Annotated in this window: 25 protein-coding genes; 17 read left to right on the forward strand and 8 right to left on the reverse strand. The window is 35.9% G+C overall.

The features are described 5' to 3' along the window. Nucleotides 1-82: 82 nt before the first annotated feature. Nucleotides 83-694: a TetR/AcrR family transcriptional regulator gene (locus ACR2MV_RS13270; RefSeq protein WP_434022422.1), complete on the forward strand. Its 612-nt coding sequence runs from the start codon at nt 83-85 to the stop codon at nt 692-694. Nucleotides 695-697: 3 nt separating this feature from the next. Here the strand turns inward: ACR2MV_RS13270 and ACR2MV_RS13275 are convergent, their stop codons facing one another. After that, a complete protein-coding gene (locus ACR2MV_RS13275) occupies nt 698-1,948 on the reverse strand; it encodes a mechanosensitive ion channel family protein (protein ID WP_434022424.1) in 1,251 nt (416 codons plus the stop codon). 76 nt (nt 1,949-2,024) lie between these two features. Between ACR2MV_RS13275 and ACR2MV_RS13280 the strand changes: the two genes are divergently transcribed. Further along, nucleotides 2,025-2,879, forward strand: a complete 855-nt coding sequence (locus tag ACR2MV_RS13280) for an ATP cone domain-containing protein (protein ID WP_434022426.1) — start codon at nt 2,025-2,027, stop codon at nt 2,877-2,879. A gap of 540 nt (nt 2,880-3,419) precedes the next feature. After that, a complete protein-coding gene (locus tag ACR2MV_RS13285; protein WP_434022428.1) occupies nt 3,420-3,800 on the forward strand; it encodes a DUF423 domain-containing protein in 381 nt (126 codons plus the stop codon). On the opposite strand, the gene ACR2MV_RS13290 is transcribed toward ACR2MV_RS13285, so the two are convergent. Both ACR2MV_RS13290 and ACR2MV_RS13295 read right to left on the reverse strand, forming a co-directional pair. Continuing rightward, entirely contained in the window at nt 3,782-5,026 is a 1,245-nt protein-coding gene (locus ACR2MV_RS13290; protein WP_434022430.1) for a glycosyltransferase, read from the reverse strand. The two genes, ACR2MV_RS13285 and ACR2MV_RS13290, sit on opposite strands and share 19 nt — an antisense overlap. A 27-nt stretch (nt 5,027-5,053) precedes the next feature. Next, nucleotides 5,054-6,373, reverse strand: a complete 1,320-nt coding sequence (locus ACR2MV_RS13295) for an alginate export family protein (protein WP_434022431.1) — start codon at nt 6,371-6,373, stop codon at nt 5,054-5,056. 223 nt (nt 6,374-6,596) lie between these two features. Between ACR2MV_RS13295 and nrfH the strand changes: the two genes are divergently transcribed. The 4 genes from nrfH to ACR2MV_RS13315 all read left to right on the forward strand — a co-directional run bounded on the left by nrfH (nt 6,597) and on the right by ACR2MV_RS13315 (nt 12,625). Beyond that, nucleotides 6,597-7,184, forward strand: a complete 588-nt coding sequence (gene nrfH / locus ACR2MV_RS13300) for a cytochrome c nitrite reductase small subunit (RefSeq protein WP_434022433.1) — start codon at nt 6,597-6,599, stop codon at nt 7,182-7,184. A gap of 13 nt (nt 7,185-7,197) precedes the next feature. Then, nucleotides 7,198-8,691, forward strand: coding sequence for an ammonia-forming cytochrome c nitrite reductase (gene nrfA / locus ACR2MV_RS13305; protein WP_434022434.1), 1,494 nt, complete (start codon nt 7,198-7,200; stop codon nt 8,689-8,691). Between the two features lie 67 nt (nt 8,692-8,758). After that, nucleotides 8,759-11,914, forward strand: a complete 3,156-nt coding sequence (gene ccsA, locus ACR2MV_RS13310; RefSeq protein ID WP_434022436.1) for a cytochrome c biogenesis protein CcsA — start codon at nt 8,759-8,761, stop codon at nt 11,912-11,914. Between the two features lie 45 nt (nt 11,915-11,959). Further along, complete coding sequence (locus ACR2MV_RS13315; RefSeq protein WP_434022437.1) at nt 11,960-12,625, forward strand: DUF2461 domain-containing protein; 666 nt, start codon at nt 11,960-11,962, stop codon at nt 12,623-12,625. On the opposite strand, the gene ACR2MV_RS13320 is transcribed toward ACR2MV_RS13315, so the two are convergent. The 4 genes from ACR2MV_RS13320 to ACR2MV_RS13335 all read right to left on the reverse strand — a co-directional run bounded on the left by ACR2MV_RS13320 (nt 12,622) and on the right by ACR2MV_RS13335 (nt 18,152). Then, nucleotides 12,622-14,925 carry a DNA topoisomerase 3 gene (locus ACR2MV_RS13320; RefSeq protein WP_434022439.1) on the reverse strand — a complete coding sequence of 768 codons (2,304 nt, stop codon included), beginning with the start codon at nt 14,923-14,925 and terminating at the stop codon, nt 12,622-12,624. The two genes, ACR2MV_RS13315 and ACR2MV_RS13320, sit on opposite strands and share 4 nt — an antisense overlap. A 123-nt stretch (nt 14,926-15,048) precedes the next feature. Further along, complete coding sequence (locus ACR2MV_RS13325) at nt 15,049-15,483, reverse strand: hypothetical protein (RefSeq protein WP_434022441.1); 435 nt, start codon at nt 15,481-15,483, stop codon at nt 15,049-15,051. 575 nt (nt 15,484-16,058) lie between these two features. Continuing rightward, nucleotides 16,059-17,657: an amidohydrolase family protein gene (locus ACR2MV_RS13330; RefSeq protein ID WP_434022443.1), complete on the reverse strand. Its 1,599-nt coding sequence runs from the start codon at nt 17,655-17,657 to the stop codon at nt 16,059-16,061. Nucleotides 17,658-17,696: 39 nt separating this feature from the next. Then, entirely contained in the window at nt 17,697-18,152 is a 456-nt protein-coding gene (locus ACR2MV_RS13335) for a histidine triad nucleotide-binding protein (RefSeq protein ID WP_434022445.1), read from the reverse strand. Nucleotides 18,153-18,207: 55 nt separating this feature from the next. On the opposite strand from ACR2MV_RS13335, the gene ACR2MV_RS13340 reads away from it, so the two are divergent. From ACR2MV_RS13340 to ACR2MV_RS13350, 3 genes are read left to right on the forward strand one after another with little or no spacing between them, the layout of a single operon-like run. Next, on the forward strand, nt 18,208-18,696 hold the full coding sequence (locus ACR2MV_RS13340) for a nuclear transport factor 2 family protein (RefSeq protein WP_434022446.1): 489 nt from the start codon (nt 18,208-18,210) through the stop codon (nt 18,694-18,696). Continuing rightward, on the forward strand, nt 18,630-19,127 hold the full coding sequence (locus ACR2MV_RS13345) for a GNAT family N-acetyltransferase (protein ID WP_434022448.1): 498 nt from the start codon (nt 18,630-18,632) through the stop codon (nt 19,125-19,127). Before ACR2MV_RS13340 ends, ACR2MV_RS13345 begins: the two co-directional genes overlap by 67 nt. After that, nucleotides 19,117-19,905: an alpha/beta fold hydrolase gene (locus ACR2MV_RS13350; RefSeq protein ID WP_434022449.1), complete on the forward strand. Its 789-nt coding sequence runs from the start codon at nt 19,117-19,119 to the stop codon at nt 19,903-19,905. The genes ACR2MV_RS13345 and ACR2MV_RS13350 overlap by 11 nt, the downstream gene beginning before the upstream one ends. 52 nt (nt 19,906-19,957) lie before the next feature. On the opposite strand, the gene ACR2MV_RS13355 is transcribed toward ACR2MV_RS13350, so the two are convergent. After that, nucleotides 19,958-20,992: a S1C family serine protease gene (locus ACR2MV_RS13355; protein WP_434022451.1), complete on the reverse strand. Its 1,035-nt coding sequence runs from the start codon at nt 20,990-20,992 to the stop codon at nt 19,958-19,960. Nucleotides 20,993-21,375: 383 nt separating this feature from the next. Between ACR2MV_RS13355 and ACR2MV_RS13360 the strand changes: the two genes are divergently transcribed. From ACR2MV_RS13360 to ACR2MV_RS13390, 7 genes are all read left to right on the forward strand, one after another. Beyond that, nucleotides 21,376-22,119, forward strand: a complete 744-nt coding sequence (locus ACR2MV_RS13360; RefSeq protein WP_434022452.1) for a polyphosphate polymerase domain-containing protein — start codon at nt 21,376-21,378, stop codon at nt 22,117-22,119. 2 nt (nt 22,120-22,121) lie between these two features. Further along, nucleotides 22,122-22,724, forward strand: a complete 603-nt coding sequence (locus tag ACR2MV_RS13365; protein WP_434022453.1) for a DUF4956 domain-containing protein — start codon at nt 22,122-22,124, stop codon at nt 22,722-22,724. Then, a complete protein-coding gene (locus ACR2MV_RS13370) occupies nt 22,714-23,451 on the forward strand; it encodes a DUF2490 domain-containing protein (protein ID WP_434022455.1) in 738 nt (245 codons plus the stop codon). Before ACR2MV_RS13365 ends, ACR2MV_RS13370 begins: the two co-directional genes overlap by 11 nt. 497 nt (nt 23,452-23,948) lie before the next feature. After that, nucleotides 23,949-24,170 (forward strand): hypothetical protein, encoded by a 222-nt coding sequence (locus tag ACR2MV_RS13375; protein WP_434022457.1) that lies wholly within the window; start codon nt 23,949-23,951, stop codon nt 24,168-24,170. A gap of 199 nt (nt 24,171-24,369) precedes the next feature. Then, a complete protein-coding gene (locus tag ACR2MV_RS13380; protein ID WP_434022458.1) occupies nt 24,370-24,858 on the forward strand; it encodes an SRPBCC family protein in 489 nt (162 codons plus the stop codon). Between the two features lie 26 nt (nt 24,859-24,884). Continuing rightward, nucleotides 24,885-25,385: a CIA30 family protein gene (locus ACR2MV_RS13385; protein ID WP_434022459.1), complete on the forward strand. Its 501-nt coding sequence runs from the start codon at nt 24,885-24,887 to the stop codon at nt 25,383-25,385. 134 nt (nt 25,386-25,519) lie between these two features. Beyond that, nucleotides 25,520-26,739 (forward strand): C-type lectin domain-containing protein (locus tag ACR2MV_RS13390; protein WP_434022460.1); only part of this gene is annotated, 1,220 nt, incomplete at its 3' end.

Below are 26,739 nucleotides of genomic sequence, written 5' to 3' on the forward strand. Positions count from 1 at the left end.
CATGTTGAAAAATGATAGAACAGGCATTTTTTTTGTGAGTTATGAATTATTTTTTACATTTATCTAGTAAATCTTTATACATATGAACAATTTTCCCCCAAACCAGCTAAAAGCTATAGATGCTGCTATTGCTGAATTCCAAAGTAATGGATTCAAAGGCACAAGTATGAGCTCTATTGCAAAAGAAGCCGGAATCAGTAAAAAAGAACTCAAAACTTATTTTGAAAGTAAGGATGATATTTTTAAATATGTTTTCCTTGAATTGTATGGTCGAATTTCTCCTCAGCTCCAGGATATCATGGATGGAGAAATGCCGATCATTGAAAAAGTAAGGCATTTTACCAATAATTATGTTTCTTTTATCAATGATTACAAGTTTCTGCCATTGGGTTTAATTCGAAAGCTGAATTCTAAAACTGATTTTGCCAAAGAATTTATTGTAAACCTCAGAATGCCTGATCCGACGAATTTTTACGCTCAAATTGAGAAAGAAATAGAGGAAGGACTCATCAGAGACATTAATCCAAAACAATTGATGATTAACATATTTGCATTAAGTGTTTTTCCTCATGTGGCATCTCCTTTGATGAAAGACTTTATTAACGCAGGAAACGATGAGTTTGAAATGATCAAACAGAAGGGCACCAGCCAGGTGGCTGATTTTATCGTAAACTCAATAACAGTGCCTCAATAGGCTTTAATTGTTAGAAGCAGTATTTAAATCAGTTACCTGCTCATATATTTCGAGATCAAAATAGGGAACTGCCGCAATGATATAATCGAATATATCTGCCATGATGTATTCATAGTTTTGCCAGCGCTTGTCTTTGCTGAAGGCATAAATCTCAATAGGAATGCCTTGTGTAGTAGGGGCAAGTTGCCTTGTCATAATCATCATGTCCTTATTGATGGCGGAGTGATTCTCTATATAGCTTTCAACAAATTTTCTATAAACACCAATATTGGTAAGGTTTCTACCATTAATTAACAGGTCTTTATTGATATTATTTTTCTCATTATAAGCCTTGATGTCGTTATCTCTTTTTTGTAAATAATCCGTTATCAAATCAATCTTCATCAATTCTTTTACTTTGGAGTCGCTTAAATACGAAATGCTGCTTTGTTTTATTATAACAGCTCGCTTAATTCTTCGACCTCCTGAATCTTCCATTCCTCTCCAGTTTTTAAAAGAATCAGAAATAAGGGCATAGGTGGGTATAGTGGTGATGGTTTTGTCAAAATTCTGGACTTTAACAGTTGCCAGATTGATTTCTGTAACATTTCCATCGGCACCAAATTTTTCAAAACTGATCCAATCTCCGTTCTGTACCATATCATTGATAGAAACCTGTAAACTGGCGACAAAACCCATGATGGTGTCTCTGAAGATCAGTAATATAACAGCAGAAGCTGCACCCAGCGTCGTAATAAATTTAAAGAATGGAATTCCGGTAACTATGGCAAATGCTGAAAGCAACCCAATGGACCAAACTACAATTAGAATGACTTGCACATAACTGTTGATCGGTTTGTCCTTTGAACGTTCTTTCGTATTTAAATAGTCTCGTAAGGCCTTAATGAAACTCCGAATAATCCAGATAGTCAGTAAAATACTAAATACTTGTAGTCCTTTGGCAACAAAGACTTCTAAATATTTAAAATCCACAAAAACAATAGGAGCCAGTTCCAGGGCAATTAATAATGGAATGATATGGGCCACATTTCGAGGAACCTTATTGTTGACTACATAGTCATCAAAATGTGTTTTTGTTTTTTCTGAAAACTTAATGAATAAATTCAATAGAAATTTTCTGATAACAAAATCTGTTATCAAAATAATCAATAACATAGCTATCAATAAAACGATCAGATTCAAATATTTAGACGCCAGGTCTGACAGACCAAGTTCTATAAAATATTGATAAAAAAAATGAGACAGATTGTTCATGTGCTGAGGCAATTTTAACAAGTGCAAAAGTACAACGATTCGGCTTAATAAGAAAATAACTTGTTATATTAGACTTATGAATAAATCAATAAAAGTTAAGAAGTTTTCCGGTGAATTGGTTGATTTTGATGTGAACAAACTCAGAAGATCCTTAAAGAATGCAAATGCAGATCATAATTTGGTTCAACAGATAACGGATGAAATTGAAAAAGAATTATTTCATGGTATTTCAACCAAAATAATCTATGACAAGGCTTTTAAACTTTTGAAAAGCAGAAGACGCCCCAGTGCATCACGTTATAAGCTTAAAAAAGCCATCATGGAATTGGGACCATCAGGGTTCCCTTTTGAGAATTATATCGGACATATTTTTAAACATGACGGATATGATGTCAATGTGGGAATTGTAATGAAAGGAAATTGTGTGACTCATGAAGTAGATGTGTTAGCCTGTAAAGAGGAACGATGCTACATTGTTGAATGTAAATACCATAACTCTCAAGGCAAGGCCAATGATGTAAAAATCCCTCTGTATATTCATTCACGTTTTAACGATGTGAAAAGTCAGTTGGAGTATGACCCATCAAAGCCTTTTACGGACTATCAGGGATGGATATTTACCAATACGAGGTTCACCTCAGATGCCATGGATTATGCCAAATGTGCCGGCTTGCAACTTGTGAGTTGGGATTATCCCGAAACGAAAAGTCTGAAATACAGGATCAATAAATCCAGACTTTTCCCGATTACTGTTTTAACTTCTTTAACAAAAAGAGAGAAGCAGCAGTTTTTGAAGGAAGGAGTGGTTCTCTGTAAAGAAATATACGAAGCTCCTGAGTTATTAGAGAAAAATGGTTTTTCAAAAACGAGGATTAGAAAAATACGTGAAGATATTCAGGATCTGTGTGAGGATCATGAGGGTTTCAAATAAAAAACTTCCATTATAGAAGTTTTTTTATGTTTGGAGGTGATGTATGTTTTTCAAATTTCAATGGTTTTACATGATTAAAAAGATTTAGTATCTGTAATGTCTGTGTTCTGACCATTTAATCCGTTTGGCATTTTTAAAATTGGAAAATTGAACATACCTTCTGTCTTCTGTTGCGAATGTGTTTATATCTGATTTCATAATGTAATAATTTGATGGTTTCTACTATATAGACGCTCATATTAAGATGATTGTTACGATTTTTATACCAGATTAACTTATATTTAACGAATATGACATTAATACCTTAATTATATTAAAGATTTGTTAATGGTTTTGTTATAGAAAAGAAAGAAACTGACCGCTGTTGATTTCTGGGTATTTTTAAGATCTTGATGGAGTTCCCTTGGGATTTTTATTTAAAGTAAGGAAACATAAAATTTTACTTGGATTTTATCGTTCTAACATCAAACAATAATTGGAATAGGTCCTGACATCCATCGTATGGGAAAGAGTTCATGTTCTAATTTTAAAAAAATCCAGATGGTTTTAATTGTTAAAGTATGCGCTGCGATATTTGGCTTTTTCGGAATTATTTTTGGAGCCTTTGGTGCTCATAGATTAAAGCGAATTCTTCCGGCCGAAGTGTTACATAGTTTCGAGACTGGTGTCAAATACCAGCTTATGCACGCCGTTGTTTTACTGTTTTTAGGATTCCATTTCGATTTTATATCCTTTACAGAAAGAATGATCGCTTCTAGTTTTATTATAGGAGTCGTATTGTTTTCCGGAAGTATTTATGCCCTTTGTTATGGGAAGGCTAAAAAGTTAAATATGCGATTTTTAGGCCCAATAACACCAGTAGGTGGTTTGTTATTAATGACAGGTTGGGGTTTATTATTATATTATTTTATTGTTAAATAGTTTTTAACCTCAATCCATTTTGAGAAGTACTTGGTGCTTTGCATGCTATGATGCATAAGCATACTTCCTATAAAATTCTCTGTACGATGAGATGCTAGATTTTCAGTTATTTCTCTCACTCTTAAAGCAAACATTTTCTCAAAAACAGATTTGTTGAAGTTGTTGTTTAAAATTTGTCTGCCTTTCGATTGGGCTTCTTCCCATAATTCCTGATGTTGATGCAGCGAAACCGCCTTTTCAATAAACTCCTGATCATTGTCTGTTACATAGCCATTCCATTGTTCAGCAACCGACATTCCTTCTGCACCAACGCTTGAAGTGACACTTGGAGTGCCAAAAACCATCGCGTCTAATAGCTTTCCTTTTTGTCCAGCTCCAAACCTCAGCGGAGCCAGGCAGACCTTATAATTTACATATGCTTCGCTCTTATCAGAAATCCAGCCTTTCACAATAAAGCCTAATTTTTTACTTTCCAATTGCCGTATTCCTTCTGGCACATAGGCACCATATATATGGATGTCACTTTTAGGAAGCTTTTTTCTAATCTGTGGCCAAATGTTTTCACGAAGAAAACGCACCGCATCAACATTCGGTTTATGTTTGAAATTCCCAAGGCTCATAAAGTTTTTTCTATCTTCAAATTTGGGATACTTTTCAAAGTTTACATCAGCATAGGATTCATCAATAAAGGGCAGATAAAATAACAGGGCAGGAGATAACCTAAATTCCTTGCGTAAAAGGTTCATTTCAAATTCTGAAATCACCAGAGACAAATCACACCTGTACATACTTGCAACTTCTCTTTTTGCAGTGTCATTGTACAGGAAACTTCTCCAGTCCTTCTGTTTGTTTTTGAGAGCCAATTCTCTTGCTCTACGCAAGAAATGTATATCTTCCGTATCGAGTATTCTAAGGGCTTTGGGGCAGGAATCATGCACTCGCCAGCCATATTGCTCCTCGCTGATAAAGCGGTCAAAAACAACTATTTCAGGAGCCAGATTCTTGATCTGTTCATCAAAGCTACTACTATTGAGTTCAATTGACAGACAAGAAATACCAAGTGATTTTAGATCAGCAGATAATTCAGTAACTGCTGCCGAAGAAGCAAAACTGATGTCGAAATCATGCTCCAGGAAAAATCGAATCAATTGCATCATTCTGGTCCCTGCAGCCGTAGCATTGGGCTCAGGCCACATCAATCCAATGATCAATACCTTCCTTTTCATTAACCTGTTTTATAAAAGGTTTATGACCTATCCTTTTGGCTCGTCAAATTTCTTTTTGAAAAAAGTAGGTTTAAAGGTGATCATGACCCAACCCCAGTTGTTGGTTTCATCTTTACTTCCTCCTTTGATAATTTCCATTGATTCAGTAGCAAACATGTGTGAATAACCAGCGAAAATATTCACGTTTTTCACCAATTCATACTTAACATCAAAATCTATTTCCGTACCTAAATACGAATCGGCTTTTTGAAAGCCTGGTTCTAAGATTGTGCCATCTGCAGAAAAGAAATGAGGGATCAATCTCATTTGTAATTTATTCTGATTAAAGACAATAGGCACAAAGATATCAACTAAACCAACATTGTTGGCATGGTTACCAACATAAAAATAATCCATCCAACCATTGAATTTATGGTTGGTACCATAAAAGGGGTTAAAGGCATTATTTTTTGTTATATCACCATCTTGATCATTACCTGATAGTATTTCGAATCCTGCTCCTAATTTTAATACATCAATTACTTTAAAACTCGCATCAGCTGCTAAATAATAAGCAGATAAATCCTGAGTTCCTGTAGATCCGCTCCAGGGAGTGCTTCCTCCTTGAAAATACGTAGCTGCATTAAAGTTAAAACGATCTCTTTTATAGGTGAATCGTCCACCTATAGTCTGGCTATAAGTTGTTTTTTGTTCTGTAATTGGGTCACCTCCCGGCTCTGTACCTGTTACTTTATTATAGGGCATTCCATTGTTTAAGAATAATAAACTTAATCCGGTATTCTCCGTAAAATTAGTGTGGAACCAGGCGTACTGTAAACTCTTGTATTGGTTGACAGCATAATCTTCTTTAAAATTGGTTTCTCCATTCGCATTTAATGCAAAACCAACATCTAATTTACTCTTGTTACCTGGCTTAAACCTGAATAATAAGGCATCATGGCTTCTTGCCTGCTGTGCCCAGTCAACAGCACCAAAAATTCTTTGGTCATCGTAAGCGATTTCCTGTCTACCTAACTTAATGGCAAATTTCTCAGAAAAATGATAAACACCATAGGCCTGGTGAAATGAGGTGCCATTTTTATCACTTTTAGACAGTGTACTGACATCACCCCAAACACCTACATTTTGAATGTCCATATACACCTCATATTTTTCAGTGGCAAAATCGATGCTCAAACGTGTTCTTTGTGAAACAAAAAGGGCAGCTTCGTCATCAGGAGAGGCCAAAGTACCAAAACCATGTCTCGCTTCAAAACGCGGCTTTAATTGAGCAGAAACTGTTAATTCTTGTGCAGATAAATGCGCCGTACCAATAATTAAAATTAAGGATATAAGAATTTTTTTCATAATGTAATTGATTAATTGGAGTAATGTAATAATTTGTAAATTAAACTTTTAAATTACCTGTATTTAAAATAAAAAAGATACGTTTAAGTATCTGTTTTCTGTTTAAAGGTACAAATTAACGAATGTTTTATGGAAGTAGGAACAAATTCAAAATAAATATTATCTGAATTGCCTTGCTTTAAAGGATTTGATTATATTTACACTTCAAAACTAACTAAAATAATTGGCTTTTAATTTCCTTCCATATCAATCTCGTTGGCTTCCGTATGCCATTGTTATATTTGGTACTATTGTTGGACTTTCCACTTTTTTAGCCAAAGAATCAGAAGTTATCTCTTATATGGGAGATGATCCAAAGACCTGCGTCAATTGTCACGTAATGACTTCAGAATACAATAGCTGGATGCACAGTTCCCACAGAGAGGCAACTTCCTGTAATGATTGCCACGTTCCTCATAACAATATAGCTAATAAATATTTTTTTAAGGCAAAGGATGGGTTATACCACGCTACAGTTTTTACACTTCGTCAGGAACCTCAGGTGATTAAAATGAAAGAGGCGTCGCAGGAAGTGGTACACAATAATTGTATAAGATGTCATAGCAATCAAGTGACCGATGTAAAATTGTCAAGCTGGCTAGATAATCACGCAGAAAACAGAACTAAAAGGCAATGCTGGGACTGTCATCGTGAGGTGCCACACGGCAAGGTACATGGTTTGGCAAGTACTAAATATACAATCGCGCCTATACCAACGGATCCGGAAAAGGATGTAATTCCAGGTTGGTTGCAAAATGAAATGAATAAATAAAAATATCACTAATATGAAGAATTGGATCTTATTTATCGTGACCGCTGTAGTTGTATTCCTTTTAGGAATGCTTGCTTCAAGCGTAATAAACAGAAAAAATGAAGCCAAGTTTGCTTATACGCCTAAGGTAGAGATAAGCGAAAATGAACCTCGAAACGATGTATGGGGTAAGAATTTCCCAAAAGAATACCAATCATATTTGCAAACATTGGATACAAACTTTGCCTCTTATCAGGGCGGGAGTCATATGATTGACCTTTTGGAAGAAGATCCGAATTTGGTAATTCTTTGGGCAGGATATGGTTTCGCCAAGGATTACAACCAGGGAAGAGGACATTATTACGCGATCGATGATTTAAGGAATACCTTAAGAACAGGTGGGCCGACCGGACCAAATGACGGACCAATGCCAAGTACGTGCTGGGCCTGTAAAAGTCCTGATGTACCAAGGTTAATGAATGAAAAGGGAATTGACGAATTTTATTCAGGAAAATGGGCATCAAAAGGAAGTGAAGTAGTAAATAACATAGGGTGTGCGGATTGTCATAATCCAAATGACATGAGCCTTCAAATTTCAAGACCTGCTCTGGTCGAAGCTTTTGAGGCCATGGGTGAAGATATTACGCATGCAACACATCAGGAAATGAGATCTTTAGTTTGTGCACAATGTCACGTTGAGTACTATTTTAATAAAAATATTCCAGGAAAAGAAGGCATTCCTTATTTGGTATTTCCATGGAAAAACGGAACTTCTGCTGAGGATATGGAGAAGTATTATGACGACATTAATTTCAGTGACTGGACCCATGCCTTAAGTAAGGCTCCAATGCTAAAAGCACAGCACCCAGGGTATGAAACCTATCTCACCGGAGTTCACGCGGACAGAGGAGTTTCCTGTGCGGATTGTCATATGCCTTATAAAAGTGAGGGCGGTCAGAAATTTACTGATCACCATATTCAGTCGCCTTTAAACAATGTAGCGAATTCCTGTCAGGTATGTCACAGACAGGAAACAAATAAATTGATTGAAAATGTATATTCAAGGCAAAAGAAATCGGCAGAAACAAGACTTGCGCTAGAAGATGATTTGGTACTGGCTCATTTGGAAGCTGAAAAAGCTTGGGAATTAGGTGCAACTGAAGAACAAATGGCTGAGATTTTACAGGATATCAGACATGCACAATGGAGATGGGATTATGGAGCAGCTTCTCATGGTGGTTCCTTTCATTCACCTGTAGAGATTGCCAGAGTGTATGCAACAGGAATGACTAAAGTTCAGGAAGCCAGAATAAAATTGACACGATTATTGGCTTCGTTGGGGCATAATAAGGCCATTGATATGCCGGATATTGGCACCAAAGCGAAAGCCCAGAAATATGTTGGCTTAGATATGGATAAGTTACAAGCCGAAAAAGAAAAGTTTCAAAAAGAGGTAATACCAGTTTGGCTGGAAGAGGCCAAGGCAAGAGAAGCCAAAATGGATGCTGTCCCGGCTGGTTCAGAATAATTTTTACAACACATAACTATCAAACCTCATAGGTATATATCTATGAGGTTTTTAATGTATATAAAGAATGAAATCAATTTTTGCATTTCTATTTTCACCTAAAATGGCGCTAACGCTCTTGTTTGTGTTTGCGGCTGCAATGGCGACGGCTACTTTTGTGGAGAATGATTTCGGAACACAAACCGCAAGAACCGTCATATACAACGCCTGGTGGTTTGAAATGGTGATGGTTTTGTTAGGGGGTAATTTTATTGCCAATATTTTTAGGTATAAGTTATATCGCAAACAAAAATGGCCGGTGTTGCTGTTTCATCTGGCCTTTATCATTATTTTAATTGGAGCAGGAGTGAGTCGTTATACAGGCTTCGAAGGAATCATGAGGATTAGAGAAGGAGCTTCAAGTAATACCATGATTTCTGATAAGAATTACCTGCAGATAAACCAACTAGGTGTAGAACCAAATCAACTATTACAAAAAGAGCTTTATTTTTCGCCGATAAAAGATAATAATGTTAGTATCAAACAGGATATTGGAGGTACTGAATTAAGTATCGCTTTCAAAGAATTTATAGCAGATGCGAGAGAGCAATTAATCAGCTCAGAAGATGCAAAAGGTCAGGCGTTTTTAGAATTGGTTCTCTCAGCCGGAAATGGCAGAGAATCTATCTATATTCCAAAGGGAAGTGCTACATCTATTGGTACACATGCCCATAAAATTGGTTTTCAGAGCGAAGTTTCAAACGGAATAGAGATACGGGAGGTCAATGACAGTTTAAGAATCAAATCTTCTGAGTCGATCGACTTTTTTACCATGGCAACCGAGACCGCAGGCATGCTCGATGCTGAACAATGGTATGATTTGAAAATGAATACCTTATATCGTTTTCATGATTTTTCCTTTGTAGCTGTCAAACATGAAAAAAATGGATCTTTGGTATGGAAATCCGCAGCCAAGAAACCAAAGGATAATGATGAAAGGATTGATGATATCATCCTATTTGATCTAGAATCAAACGGGGATCACCAAGAAGTTGCCGTGGTTTATAAACACGGGTATTTACCGATTTTTAAAAGACTTACCATTGGTGACAAGGAGGTTGAATTTGGCTATGGAGCTTTGGCTGTTCCTAGTGATTTCAGTTTAAAGCTTCGTGATTTTCAAATGGAAAAATATCCAGGTTCAACAAGTCCGTCATCCTATGCCAGTGAAGTAACCATTCTTGATGGCGATACAGAAGAAGACTTTCGTATCTATATGAATCATGTGTTGGATTATAAGGGACATCGTTTTTTTCAAGCATCCTATGACAGTGATGAAAAAGGAACAGTATTGGCAATTAATAAAGATCTGCCTGGGACTGTAATTACCTATATAGGATATGTTTTAATGGGGTTAGGTATGTTTTTGACTCTTTTTTCTAGAGGATCGAGATTTAATTTGATCAGTAAACGCCTGGCAAAACTGAAGTCAAAAACAATCATACTCGTCATTTTATGTTCTAGTTTTTCCTTTTTGTCACAAGCTCAAAATGGACAGGTTCCGCTACCTATTGATAGTATATTGGGTATTCAAAAAGTAGAGAGATCTCATGCAGCTCTTTTTGGAACATTAATGGTACAGGATCTGGATGGAAGAATAAAACCTTTGAACACACTGGCTTCAGAATTTCTGAGAAAGGTTTCCAGAAAGAATTATTATAAAGGAGATGAGTTGAAACTGGATGCGAATCAAGTTTTTTTAGCGATTCATTTGGACCCTGGAAAATGGTATGAAATCCCACTGATCAAAATAGATAAAAAGAAAGGTGGCGTTACGTTTCAGAATCTGACTACAAATAAAAATAATCTAATTTCTTTCAACCAGTTACTGGATGATAATCGGGATTATATTTTAGAACAGGAAGTTTTAAAGGCAAATGAGAAAAAGCCCGGGGAACGCAGCGAATATGACAAAGAGATTTTAAAGGTTGATGAGCGATTTAATCTATTGTTTAATGTGCTCTCTGGTAATTATTTGAAAATTTTCCCTAAAAAGGATGACCCATCTAAAACCTGGTACAACCCCAACCATGATTTCACAGATTTTAATGAAGATGATGCCAGATTTGCTCAAGGGATTATTCCTTTATATTTTATAAATATCCAGGAGGCCAAAACCACCGGAGATTGGTCTCAGGCGGAAGATAAACTTGCATACATAAAAAAGTATCAAGATGTTTTGGCGGCGGATATTATTCCCTCTGAGGGCCAGATTTCAGCCGAATTATGGTATAATGAATTGAATTTGAACTTCTGGTTGTTTCAGGCATATTTCTGCATAGGCCTGCTTTTATTATTGGTAGCCATCACAAAGATATTTATGAAATCCAAAGGTTTGCAGATGTTCATGAACTTGTTGATTTTACTGACACTCATCGTTTTTCTAATTCATTCCTTTAATCTCATTCTTCGGTGGTATATAGCGGGTCATCCGCCCTGGAGTAATGGCTATGAAATGCTTGTGTTTGTCGCCTGGTCATTGTTGTTTTTTGGACTAGTATTTTTCAGAAAATCTGATTTCACCTTACCCTTGGCAAGTATTTTTACAGGAACCTTGCTGTTTGTTAGTTACCTTGATTGGTTAAGTCCTGAAATCACCAATTTAATGCCAGTATTAAAGTCTTACTGGTTAAAGATTCATGTGGCAACAATCATTAGCAGTTATGCACCTCTTGCCTTATCTGCTTTGTTAGGCATAATGGCGCAGGTTTTGATTATTTTTAAAAGGCCTTCTAACGCAAAAGTGTTGGATATTAAAATAAAAGAACTCACTTATATCAATGAAATGTCCATGACGCTTGGTTTATTTATTCTGAGCATTGGAACGTTTTTGGGAGGTGTATGGGCCAATGAATCCTGGGGACGTTATTGGGCCTGGGATCCGAAAGAGACATGGGCACTTATTAGTATTATTGTTTATGCCATTGTGCTTCATATGAGATTAATTCCTAAGTTGAATTCCGAACTGATACTTAGTATAGCAAGTACCTTTGCATTTTCTTCTATTGCAATGACTTCTTTTGGCGTGAATTATTATCTAACAGGTCTTCATTCTTATGCCACGGGTGATCCGGTACCCATTCCCAATTTTGTATATGTAACGGTCGCTATTTTGATTATGATCAGTCTTGTTTCCATTTTTAGAAATAAAGACTTTGAAAGGCTGCTTCAAAAACAAAATTGATTTTAAAATAATTCCTTAATTTTAAGCGACTTAAATAAAGTATTGATGAAAGAAATATTGGACTTTTTAAAATTATTGAAAAAAAACAATAACAGGGAGTGGTTTTCAGAGCACAAGAATGAATTTAAAGCCCTTCAACTTGAGGCCAAGTCTTTTTATGATCAAGTTCGTCAAGGACTGGAAGAAGAGGATGAAATTGACAATTTTAAGTTATTCAGAATTTATAGAGATGTTAGATTTTCTAAAGATAAAACACCTTATAATCCTCATTTTGCGGGCTCTTTTAGCAGGAAAACAAACAGGTTAAGAGGCGGTTATTACCTGAGAATCAGACCTGGAGAATCTTTTCTGGCAGGAGGTTTTTGGGCACCCAATAAAGAAGATCTGTTTCGAATCAGAAAAGAATTCGAATTTGGAGATGAAGAAATCCGATCCATATTATCAGAAGAAAATTTCAAAAAATATTTTAATGGTGAATTGGTAGGAGATGAGTTAAAAACGGCTCCTAAAGGGTTTCAAAAAGATGATCCTGCCATTGACTTAATTCGTAAAAAAGGCTTTGTGGCAGTTAGAAAATTCTCCGACAAGCAAGTGTTGGATACAAATTTTTTGAATGAAGTTAAAGATTCCTTTCTGGCGCTGCGTCCATATTTTGATTATATGAGCGAGGTTTTAACAACTGATCTTAACGGCGCTTCCTTAATAGATTAATTAGCCCAGTTATTGGGGTTAGACAGTATTTCCAAAGCCTTTGTTTTTGTTAACTCCTGACCATTGGCAAGCATTCTTAAGGTATCGAAGGGAAAAAGAAAATCACAGCCATTTTTAAATTCACTACAACCATAGGCCTTGCTACCCTTTAAGAGGCGTCCTTTTTGACACTTTGGACAAGCGTTTTCTTTTTCAACTTTTTGTTTCAGCTCCTTTTCCATAAAAACCAATTGCCCCAGCTCATTCAGTTTCAATTTGCCATTCACCTTACTTCCGGACTGCAAAAAACCTTTCAATTGAACGGTTTCACCTTTTGATATTAATCGAATATACTGATTTTCAGACATTTTCTTTTCCATAAAAGAAAAGGGTAATAATAATGTACAGCCTTCTTTAAATTCACTGCAACCATAAGCATTTGAACCTTTTACCAGCTGCCCTTTTTTACACACAGGGCAAATCTGTCCAACAAGTTGCCTGGAAACTACTTTTGATTTTTTCGCAATTGGTTTTGTTTCATTTGAAACGGAAGAGATGGTTCTGCTGCTGTTATCTGACCTTACTTCATATACCAGTTGATCAACCATTTGTTTCATCTGTCTGATAAATGAGCCGGCCTTATAGCTTCCTTTTTCTATTTCTTTGAGTTTCCCTTCCCAGCTTCCCGTCAGTTCAGCAGATTTCAATAATTCGTTTTGAATGGTATCTATCAGGTCAATTCCGGTGGCGGTTGGCAGAATCTGTTTTTTGTTTCTGACAATATAATTTCTTCGAAATAAGGTCTCAATAATACTGGCACGGGTCGATGGTCTTCCAATTCCATTTTCTTTCATCAAGTCGCGCATGGCGTCATCATCAATGTCTTTACCGGCTGTCTCCATGGATCTCAGTAAACTCGCCTCGGAATATTGACTTGGAGGTTTTGTTTCTTTTTCTAAAAAAGAAGGCTCATGAGGACCTTTTTCACCTGTAACAAAAGCGGGTAACAAAGATTTTTCAGCTCCAGGCTCTGTTGTAACAGTTTCAAAAACTATTCGCCATCCCATGTTTACAATTTGCTTTCCACTTGTTTTAAATGATATAGCAGCTGCCTCCCCTTGAACATGGGTATGGGCCACATCACAATCAGGATAGAAAGCGGCTATAAATCTTCTGCAAATTATATCATACACTTTTTGATGATCCTGAGAAAGATATGATTCAATCCCTGTAGGAACAATGGCGTGATGATCGGTTACCTTTTTATCATTAAAAACCTTGGCTGATTTTTTTATCTTTTTACCCAATAACGGGGATGTTAGTTCTTTATATTTAGATAGTTTACCTAGTATTCCTGAAATTTTTGGATACATATCATTCGGTAAAAAGCTTGTATCCACTCGTGGATAGGTAACAAGTTTTTGCTCGTAAAGTTTCTGAGCAATTTTAAGAGTTTGATCCGCAGTGAATCCAAACTTAGTGTTACAGTATACCTGAAGACCGGTCAGGTCAAACAGTTTTGGGGCATATTCCTTTCCTTTCTTTTTTTGAATTTTGGTAATTTCAAATGCATCTTCTTTCACTTTGGAAGCTATAGAAGCTCCTTCTTCTTGATTTAAAAACCGTCCTTCTTCATATCTGAAAAGGGTTTCTCGATAGCTAGTCTGCAATTCCCAATAGGGCTCAGGTTTGAAATTTTGTATGCTTCGATAGCGATCCACCACCATGGCAAGGGTAGGAGTCTGTACACGCCCTACCGATAATACCTGTCGGTCTTTTCCGTATTTTAAAGTGTATAATCTCGTGGCATTCATTCCTAAGAGCCAATCCCCAATCGCTCGGGAATAACCTGCATAAAACAACTGATCGTAATCACTTGCCGGTTGAAGGTTTTTAAATCCATCTTTAATGGCTTCTTCAGTCAGTGAAGAAATCCAAAGTCGTTGTGATTTACCCGTATAACCAGACTCCATCATCACCCAGCGTTGAATCAATTCACCTTCCTGACCAGCATCACCACAATTAATGACAACATCCGCTTTTTCAAATAAGCCTTTTATAATTCCAAATTGCTTTTGAATTCCGGCATCAGAATTGACTTTGATATTGAATTTCTCAGGAAGCATCGGCAGGTTATTTAAATCCCATCTTTTCCAATATGGCTTATAATCGTTTGGCTCAAAAAGTGTGCATAGATGTCCAAATGTATAAGTAACGGCATAGCCATTACCTTCAAAATATCCATCTCTTTTGGTATTGGCTTGTAAGATTTTGGCAATCTCTCTTGCAACGCTAGGTTTTTCAGCAATACAAACTTTCATTTCAACTAATTAATCGCTGTGCAAAATATAAAAATGGATGTAATTTTTTAGATTAAAATAGCAGAATAAAAAAAAACTTATCCATAGTATTGGATAAGTTTTTGCGATTTTTTTTAAAGGATACTAGCTTAAAATTCCTTGTGACTCTTTCTTTTTTGAATACCAAATTAAAAAGGCGGCTATGATAATGACCATGACAGGCATGATAAATGCGGCAGGGCCATAAACCTCAGAAGCGCTCGACATAAAAATATTATAGGATGCTTGAGCCACAATACTTACAAATGATATTATAAATACAACGGTAGCCAATTTTTTGCGAAGCAATAACAATATACAACCGAGTGCACCTCCAAATACTGCCAATGCATAGGCTCCAGTTACCCAGGCGGGAATATCGGCGTACAATGCCTGTTCTTCCAGGGGTAAAGCTAGTAGGTCTTCTTCTGTCATATATGCCTGCATGAGATAGGCAGCAACACCCATTAAGTTCCATATCAATGCGATGATGCCAATGATCCAAAAGGCAATTTCAGGTTTCTTTTTTGAGTCAGACATAGGTAATGAATTAAGTTAATTGATATTAAAGATAGGTAATTCTTTTAAAATGAGTAAAGTAGAAATCAAATGTTCAGTTTATTACAAAAAAAAACCTACTCAAATTGTTGAATAGGTTTTACTAGGGTGGTATATAATCTCTATAATCCATAATGTCTGTTTTCTGACCATTTGACTCGCTTTGTATACTTATGATCCGTAAAATACAAATGCTCTCTGGCCTGTGTTGTCGAAATATTAATAGTTGTTGTCATGATAGGTTGTTTGTATAGTGATACTTAATTTCATCTAATGTGCAAAATTTCTATATTCTGACCATTTGATTCTCTTCGTATTGCGAAAGTTTGAAAATGTAACATATTTTCTTGATTCGGATTCTGTGGGGGTGCTTAAAAAAGTTTTCATAATAAATTGTTTTTAATTGGTTTCTACTATATAGACGCCTAAAACTAATGTTTTGTTACAGTACTATGTTAAACAAAGTACTATATTAACAAATATTTAACTATAAGTGCTTAATTTCTAATAGAGTAGTGGTATTAAAAAAAATCATTAAAAAAAAATAAGAGAAACGTTTATTGGTTCATTCCTGGTTGTAGGATCTTAAAGTCTGTGTTTGTTTTCGCCTCATCAACCATCATCTTAACCTGGTTTAAGAGCGCTTTCGAATGATAGATAATTCCATCTTTTATTGTATATAAGACACCCCCAACGCGCACGACCTCATTGTCATCTGTCAGTTTTATTGCTCCGGTTCCGTACAATACTTTTAAATTTTCCAACGGGTTTTCTTCTACGATTACAAAATCAGCCATTTTTCCAATTTCAACAGAACCTATTTTTTGATCCATATTTAAAGCCTCAGCACCATTTAAAGTTGCAGCTCGTATAACCTCCAAAGGATGAAAACCTGCTTCCCTGAGTAATTCCAATTCTCTGATATACGCAAAACCATATAATTGGAAAATAAAACCTGAATCGGACCCTGTGGTTACCCGGCCACCTCTGTTTTTATATTCATTAACAAAAGTCATCCATAATTGATAGTTCTTTTTCCAGGCTATTTCTTGTTCAGTTCCCCAATAATGCCAATAAGATCCATGTGAAATTTTACTGGGTTGATAAAACTGCCACAGTTCTGGCAGGGTATAGGTTTCATGCCATTCAGCTCTTCTGGCTCTGTGTAAGTCTCTGCTGGCTTCATAAATATTAAAGGTAGGATCCAGCGTGAAATCTAAGCTAAGGAGTTCGTTCATCACATTATTCCAGTGATCGGAAAAAGGAGCTGCTGCTTGTTCCCATAACTTTCCGGCTTCTTCAAAACGATCTTGTTCATTGTTGTAATTATAATCCAAGGGGTAGTTTTGTACTGTTTTATCTTCAAAAAGAGCCTCAGGTAGCCCATACCAATGTTCCATAGAAGTTAATCCTGCCCGGGCAGAATGCAAAACATTCCAGCGGGCTACACTCATCTGAGCATGATGACAGGCTGAACCTAATCCTAGTTTTTTATTTTCATCAAGGGCCGCTTCCATGATTTCCGGCGCTGCACCAAAAAATTTGATTCCGTCGGCACCAGCCTCTGCATTTGCTCTGACCCATTTTCTGGCCAGTTCCGGGCTGCTAATTTCCTGATCATTCAATGGGTTGAAGTTTTCACTCTTATGTCCAAAAGCAGTATATGAGATTATTCGAGGCGCTATAATATCATTCTTCTGACTCTGTTCTTTTAGCGCTAAGGTGAACTCTAACCCACGTCCACTGGGTTCTCTTATGGTCGTAATGCCATGTGCCATCCAAAGTTTAAAAACATAGTCAGGATCTGCACCTTGTGATTTGCCGCCGATATGACCATGCATATCAATAAAACCGGGTAACAGGTACATTCCTTCAGCATGCAATTCTTTTCCTCCCTTTTTTAATTGGGGACGATTCTCATCCTTGATGGGAATACCTGGGTAGCCTACAGTTCTTATTTTTTTGATTACATTCTTTTCAACCACGATATCTACAGGTCCGGTTGGCGGAGCTCCGTTGCCGTTGATCAGTGTAACTCCTCTTATAATTAACTGATCAAAGGGGCCTTCACTGACAGGTTGATCCGTCTGCGCATTTTGGGTTGTTGTAAGTAATAAGAAAAAAACAATTATTAAAATAAGTTTTGATTTCATCATAAAGTGAGGTGTTAAAGTTTATAAGGATACCTAATGACATCAATCTATGCGATCAACCATAGGACCAAGGGTATTGCCACCCAATAGATGCATATGAATATGGAAAACTGATTGACCGGCATCTTCATTCAGGTTTAAAGAGATGCGATATCCTGAATTTTCGATGCCATTCTCTTTTGCCAGTTTAGCAGCAATCAACAACATGTTGCCCAACAATAACGCATCTTCCTGTCGAGCTTCATTCAGTGTTTCAATTTCCTTTTTAGGCACAATCAATAAGTGCACCTTAGCTTGTTTGCTTAAAGGAACAAACGCGATAATACTCTCATCTTCGTATACGATATCAGCTGGTAATTCACGATTGATAATTTTTGTAAAGGGAGAACCCGCTTCAATTTTTTCAGATTTCTCTTTTAAATATTCAGGTGTTTGGCAGTACAGTTGTGCATTGGAAAATATCAAGAAAGAGCATACTGCCATTAATAATTTTATCATGTATATATTTGGTTAACTTTGAACAAGTACTAATTTAAACTATAATTTGAGGATAATGAAACAGTTACAAGCATTATTTACTGTGATGGCAATATTCTTGTTGGGAAATGTATATGCACAAGAGCTATTGACGCAAGAAAAAAAGGAAGTGAAACAAGTGATCATCGATTTGTTTGATGGGATGAGAGAAGGAGATAGCGCAAAGGTAGGAGCTCTATTTGGGAAAGACGTGCAGATGTATACATCCTATACGGATAAGGATGGTGAATTAGTTTTAAAAAAAGGTGCACTTGCTCCTTTTTTAAAAGCGGTCGGAAGCCCTCATGATAAAATTTGGGATGAAAAAATATGGGATACAACTATTGAACTGTCTATGGGAATTGCTCAGGTCTGGACCGAATATGCGTTTTACCTAGGGAGTGATTTTAGTCATTGTGGTGTGGATGCATTCCATTTGGCAAAAGATGCTTCCGGGAAATGGAAAATAATGCATTTGATGGATACGAGAAAAAAAGAAGGTTGCAAGGAATTGCCCGGCAAGTAAAAGAATCAATAGGAATGGATAAAATTACTATAAGTACAGATAAGGACTTATTAAACCTCGATATAATCATTAACTATCTGCAAAAAACCTATTGGGCGAATAAACGAAGTTCTGAAACAATTAAAATCAGTATTGATAATTCAATATGCTTTGGTGTTTATTTAAACAAATCACAAATTGGTTTTGCTCGGGTTGTGACAGACTGCTCCGTTTTTGCTTATTTAATGGATGTTTTTATTCTTGAAGAATTCAATGGCTTAGGGTATGGCATGGAATTATTGGATTACATCCTGAGTCATAAAGATTTGATTGATATAGAAACTTTTAAACTTGGCACGCATGACGCACATGAGTTTTATAAAAAAAGAGGATTTAGAAATAGTGCCCATCCCGAATTTCAAATGGAAAAATTATTGAACAATGAAAATTAAGATATTCGCTGTGTATTTTCTGTTTATGGGTATACATTGTCAGGCTCAAGAATACTTTAAAAGTTTTGATCAAACCAATATTGCATATGAAGATTCAGGTTCTGGTCAGGCTGTACTACTGATTCATGGTTTTATTTCTTCAGGAAATTCATGGAATAATGCTGTTTTGAAAAAAGAATTAGTAAAAAAAGGGTATCGGGTGATTATTCCGGATTTAAGAGGTAATGGGAATTCAGACCGTCCTCAAGTCGCTTCGTTTTATGCAGATGATGCTGAAATTAAAGATTTAAAAGCCCTGGCAGATCATTTGAATCTAAGTTCGTATATGGCGATCGGCTATTCAAGAGGCGCCATTGTATTATCCAAATTACTGGTCGATGAATCGAGAATTACAAAAGCAGTATTAGGTGGTATGGGCAAGGATTTTACAAATCCGGATTGGTCGAGACGTATTTTATTTGAAAAAGCCTTTAGTGGAAAAGAACCGCCAAATGAGATGACTCAAGGCGCCATTGAATATGCACAATCAATTGGTGCAGATTTGAAAGTGTTGGGTTTTCTGCAAGAATTTCAACCAGTTACCAGTGAAGAGGAATTAAGCAGAATAAAAGTTAAAACGCTGGTGATCGCCGGGGATCAGGATAAAGACAACGGGGATCCAAAAGCGTTGGCTGATCTTATTCCAGAAGCGCAACTTAAAATTGTTTCCGGAGATCATAATAACACGAAAAATACGGAAACGTTCGCAGAAGAAGTGACCTTGTTTTTAGGGCAATAAAAAAGAGGTTGTGACAAACCTCTTCTTTATTTGATATCCTTGATAAGGATGCTTATTTGCGTCCTAATGTTACCTTTTTACCGGCCCTGAATACTACTATTTCCAAGGGTTGATTTTCGCCTTTAATTTCCATAACCTTGGCAATGTTTAAAAGTGATTCATCTGTACTTTCAAATTTCACGCCATTAATGGATAAGATGATATCTCCTCCTGCAATTAACTTTTCTCCATTCACTGTCATTTCAATATCCCCATCTTCAACGCCGAGGACTCCGAAAGGTGATAGTTTAACAACACGCTGAACCAACAAACCACTCTCTTGAGGTAGATTAAAAATCTGAGCCATTTTACCCGTTAATGGGATGAGGTCAGTTCCATTCCAAAGAATTTTTTTCTCGAACAATAATTCTTTTGTAATATTCGAGGAAGAGGCAAATCCTATTCCCTGAAATCCTCCGGACTGTGTTAGGATATTACTTACAACACCAATAACTTCACCTTTCATATTGATCATGGGGCCTCCTGAATTACCAGTGTTAATTGCGGCATCGGTTTGAATATATTCTGAATTGGTAAATGGATTTTTGCTGTGTTTATCTTTTATAATACCACTGATATAACCCGAAGAAAGTGAATGTCCCAGTCCGTAAGGAGCACCAACTACAAATACTTTTTCTCCAATTTTTGCCAAATTAGAATCTGCAAGTTTTAAAGAAACCGCATTTTTTTTTGGCCAGATTAATTCGAGTAAGGCAACATCTGCCGTGGCATACGCTGAAATCACTTTAGCCGGTATGGTTTCACCATCCAAAAATTGAACATTTACTTTTTCTGCTACCTGCACAACGTGGGCAGCAGTTATTATTTGGGTGTCTGAAATCATAAACCCGGAGCCTAATCCACCAGCAGTTACCGTTTGAGTTGTTTTGCCTGAGCTTACGAGTTCTTTTTGCTCTGTAAGTATAACTACTACAGCGGGGTTTACCTTTTGATATAATTCTGAAAGAGTCTGGGCATTGATAGAAAAACTAAGCATCAATAAAGCTGTTAGTAAAATCTTCTTCACGCCATTCATTGTGTCATTCATGTCAATTTTATTTTTTATCAGGCAAAAATAGGTAATATTCATTTATGATTTTCTCTTACATCAGATTAATTAATCATTTAAGAGGATCCTTATCGATTCTTGTTTTTATTTCAGGATGGAAGTTTGTCAAGTCCTTCAAAGGGATTTGAAAGAATATTTTATGCTTTTTTCTGAATACTTGTTTTAGGATACTATTTTTTTGTCATATTTGAACTCCAAAAGATGATTTTATAGAAATGACTCATTGAAAATAGTGATAATAATGTAGACATTTTTAATTGCATGAAAACCCTTTAATTAAACAATAATATGACTGTTTTATGGTTATCAATTAGCAAGGTCATAAAAGAATTATTTAAAGTGATTAAATTCAGAATTGACATATGAAAATACTTAGTTCTATAGAAAGGTTTCATCCAATATCATTGGAGGAAATGGACAGTGTTTCTCTGTTAAAAAGAATGGATACTAAATTCATTATGAATGAGTCAAAACTGGATTCTTTTTTATCTGGCCTTACTAATTTTTATCAGGTTTTAGAAATTGATGGTCAAAGAATGATGCGGTATGAATCTCAATATTATGACACGCCTGAAAGGAAATTTTACAAAGACCATCACAATAGAAAAATAAGACGTGTCAAAATAAGAATTAGAAATTATATAGACAGCAACAGTTTCTTTTTTGAAATAAAACAAAAAGATGCAAAAGGGAATACGATCAAAAAAAGAAAAGCGCTCGATAGCATGAGCTTGGATACAGGTTTTGATCATGATAGGTTTATAAAAAAGATTTTAAACAAAGAATTCTTTCTTGAACCTACTGTAAAGAATCATTTTAAAAGAATCACTTTGGTGAACAAGGCCTTAAAAGAGCGTGTAACGATCGATCTAAATTTATCATTTAACAAGGAAGGTGGCGATATAAAGTTTAAGGATTTGGTAATTATTGAGTTAAAACAAAAAAGGCTGAATAGAGATTCTCCCGTTTTCAAAAACCTTAAACAAAGAGGTGTTTTGCCATATAGAATAAGTAAGTATTGCATTGGAATGATCAGTACCTATAAGGATATAAAGTACAATCGATTTAAACAAAAACTATTGAATATTAACAAAATAACCGCATAACTATGGATTTTTTAAATATCCCGCTTTTTGATGATGATTTTTATAAAATGATCTTCAGGTTTATCATAAACATGGTCTTTCTGATTTATATTATCAGGTATCTCTATTATGAAACCAGTAAACGAAAAGATTATTTGTTTACATATTTTATGATAAGCATCATTGTGTTCTTTCTTTGCTTTACCCTAAAGAAATATGAACTGGACATTGGAATGGCGCTGGGGCTGTTTGCTATATTTGGCATCATAAGGTATCGAACCGATCCGATTGCCATTAAGGAAATGACCTATCTTTTTGTAGTCATTGGAGTGTCGGTAATAAACTCTCTGGCCAACAAAAAAATGAGTTATGCGGAAATAATCGGAGCAAACTTAATTGTTGCAACTTCTTTGACAATTATTGAAAGGGTCATGTTTTTGAGACATGAGTTGACAAAAGAAATAATTTATGAGAAAATTGAAAATATTAAACCAGACAGAAATAATGAATTAATGTCAGATCTGGAACTACGAACGGGATTGAAAATTAACAAGATCAAAGTAGGTAAAGTAGATTTCTTAAAAGATGTTGCGCTCATTACTATATACTATTATAATGAAAAGTAAGCTTTATAGACAAACTCAGAAAAGGAATCATGCAAATCAGATAGGGGGCATTATCCTGGCACTTATTTTTTGGGGACAGGTAAGTTGGGCCCAGGAGGACCGAAGAGATTTTGAATCCTGGACATCCGCAGAACTTCGCTATAAACCGACCAAACGCTGGAAAACTGGCATGGAACTCCAGATGAGGCTTAAAGAGAACTCTTCTGAAATTGATGGCTATTTTGCTGAATTAACAGGGGGGTATGAAATTTTTAAAAATTTTGATGTGGGATTAGGCCTACGTTTTATTAGAAAAAATGATAATACCGGTGCCGTTCAAGGCTACGAGAATCATGGAAGAATTCATGCAGATGCCAGTTATAAGCATAAAATTAACCGCTTAGCTCTGGGATATCGGTTGAGGTATCAGAACAAGGATGAATTGGGAGTTTCTAACGAGAATGGAGATTTTGCTGATCAATATATCAGGTTGAAAGTGGGTACTGAATACGATTTTAAAAAATGGAAGCTGGACCCTCAATTGTCCGCAGAGATCTTTCACCATTCTGAAAAGAACGAAGAAAATGAATTTAATAAATTCAGAATTACCTTCGGAACGGATTACAAATTCAAAAAAGCTGGAAAAATTGGTGTTTATTATCGCTATGAAAAAGAGATTAATACCGCTGACCCCAGGTCAACCGATATTTTGAGAATTCGCTACATATATACCTTTAAAGGATATTAAATCAAATACTAGCATGTAGGACCTGGAAAAAAGGTTCGAATTCAAACATTTATAGTTTTTATCAATGTAAGCTTAACTTTTATTTTTGATAGATGCAGCAATTTAGGGCATCTTTCCTATGATCATTGGAATTTGTGTCATGTGCCTTGAATGGTTAAATAATTGTTAAATACTTGGTTTCTAGTTAACATTACCTGTTTTGATCAGTCTATATATATGAATCATCAATTGAGAGTTTTTTGTTAATTTGGTTAAGAGCCCATTCGCTGAAAAGTGCGTGGGCTCTTCGATTGAAGAGGGATTTGGATCTGATATAGATAAATTCTATTAAGTCATAAGTTATTACAATCAATTTTTTAAGAAATAGTTCTATACATTCTTGTATCTTTATTACACAAAGTTGAAAATTTTGGCATTTTTTTTGAAAGGATGACAGAATTAAAACGACATTAAAAGAAATAATAATAACAAGGTATAATTTTTAATCCCCCCGAATTATGGAAGTTGTAGCACAAGCCCTAGAATTTGAAAGTAGAAAACTTTCTTTAAAATCAACAAATGACAGAATTTTAGCATCGAGAGAAGCTAAATCCCTCATATTAAATCTCAATGAGATTTACAAAGTGAATAAAGATCAAAATTTGATGGATCTTATGAAAAGATTGACTGCGATTAAGAAAAAAGTTGAGTCAAGATTAAAAATGCATGTTACCATTTAAATGGTAATCGGCGATTTAAATTCCCAAAATTTATTTGATATTAATTTAAGCACCCTCCTTGGGGGTGTTTTTGATTGGAATAGCGTGAAGGGAAAAAAATACTGATTGTGAATAGGTTGACTACAAATTCACTGAACGGGAAAAAGAATTCTCAGGCATTTGAGATAGTTCCAAGCCGTTTGATTGGTAAAACACAACTATGAAATTCGAGAAACAAGGGCAAATCTATCAGCTCTCCGCAACTATTAAAATTCCTGTCGGGCTCTCAGAAGCTTGGGAATTTTTATCCGATCCGGGTAATTTGAAACTAATTACTCCTGATTATATGGGTTTTGAAATTATGTCCTCTGCTGATGATAAAATGTATCCTGGACAAATTATTTCGTATAAAGTATCTCCATTACTGGGTATTAAAATGAACTGGGTAACAGAAATAACCTATGTTCAAAACCAGGAATACTTTGTGGATGAGCAAAGAATCGGTCCTTATGCCATGTGGCACCACAAACACTTTATAAAAGAGATTAAAAACGGTACAGAAATGGTTGATATTGTGCATTACCAGTTGCCATTTTCATTTATCAGTAATATTTTTCATAATACCATGGTGAAACCTAAATTGAAAGAAATTTTTGAGTACCGAACTAATAAATTGTATGATCTTTTTGGAGCGTATAATGAACAATGAAATATGTAATTATAATATATATAGCTATGACTAGTCTTGTAAATGGTCAACGGGTGCTTTTTGATGAAGATCAGCGTGATATGATAGAATGGTGGGTCGTAAATGATGGTGTGATGGGGGGATTATCAGAAGGCAGTATGAGTATTCATGATAATAATGCTCTTTTTAAAGGTGCGGTATCCACCGCCAATAATGGTGGTTTTGCGATGGTTCGAGGTGGTCTAAAGAAATTAAACATTGATTCTTATTCGCATTTTGTTTTACATATTAAAGGAGATGGTAAGAATTATCAATTCAGAACAAAATCTGAAGCAAGTCAAAGACATTCCTATGTTCAGTCTTTCAAAACTAATGGAGAGTGGCAAGAAATCGTGATTCCTTTCGATGTCTTAGAAGCTCGTTTTAGAGGAAGGAACGTGAATCTTCCGAATTTTGAAGGGGAAACACTTGCTGAAGTATCTTTTTTAATTGGAAATAAGGCCGATGAAACTTTTGAGTTACAAATCAAAAGTATCCGATTAAAATAAAGACAGCCATTCGTTCATTTTCTTTTTGCTATAATAATTTGCTGGATATTAATAGAGGTTTTAATTCAAATTACTACTTTTAACAGCTATTATAGAATGCTGTGAAAATGCAACCCCTCTTGCGTACCTCAATTATGTTTTTCCTTGTCCTGGTTTCGTTGCCAGGTTTTGGCCAAACCGGATCAAATCCGCCAGAGATTTATGCGGAAGGAGATCAGTATTACTGTCCTTTATCGGAGATAAATGTTGTTACGGATTTTGATTTAATTAATCCTGACAATACCGTCATTGACGCCTTTTATATTCAAGTCTCTTCCGGATATGTAAGAGGATCTGATGTATTACAACTAGCCACGGAACAGGACAATATTAGAGATACCTGGAATGCCATCACAGGGAAATTAAGCTTAACAAGTAAGAACGCAGAACCTTTAGAAATCAATGACATTATTGCGGCTGTAAAAGATGTTGTATTTCTGAATAGAGATGCGGATTTTAATGGAGAAAGATATTTTTCTTTTACCATAGGTGATGCGAACTTTTTACCATCAACAGGGCATTATTACGAATTTATAGATGCTGTTGGTATTACCTGGCAGCAGGCCAAGGTGTCTGCAGAAAACCTTAATTATTATGGCTTACCAGGGTATTTAGCAACAATTACTTCAAGTGAAGAAGCCAAACTATCAAGTGAGCAAGCTGGTGGGGCGGGCTGGATTGGGGGTAGTGATGCTGTTTTAGAAGGAACCTGGGAATGGGTTACCGGACCGGAAGCAGGTGATGTGTTTTGGTTAGGTGCCCAAAATGGATTTGCTCCGAATGGTGCGTTTGCTTTTTGGAATAATAATGAACCAAATAACCTTGGTGATGAGGACTATGCGCATGTAACGGCTCCGGGTGTTGGCATACCGGGATCCTGGAATGATTTAAGCAATACCGGAGAACCTTCTGGCAATTATCAGCCTAAAGGGTATATAGTTGAATATGGATATGGAGGGCCTGATGATGCTCCAGACTTTTCAGCATATTCCAGAATTTTCACCAATGCCATCGATAGTGTTTTTGGAGGAGTAAGATGTGGTCCTGGACAGGTAGAATTAAGAGCAACTGCAAACACAATTGAGGATCAACCTGGCGATGCCGAAATTCTTTGGTTTGCCTCAGAAGTGAGTGAGGTGCCGATTCATATCGGCAATAACTATACACCGGATTTAATAAGTTCAGAAGATTATTTTGTCCTGGCTTCTCAGGACAATTGTCTTACTGGTGAGCGAAGGATTGTTGTTGCTACCATTCTGGAAGTTCCTGATATAAACGAGCAGACTACTTTGAAGAACTGTGATCAGGATGAAGA

Origin of the sequence: Lutimonas sp. (assembly GCF_051011215.1) — a bacterium.
Taxonomy (GTDB): domain Bacteria; phylum Bacteroidota; class Bacteroidia; order Flavobacteriales; family Flavobacteriaceae; genus Lutimonas.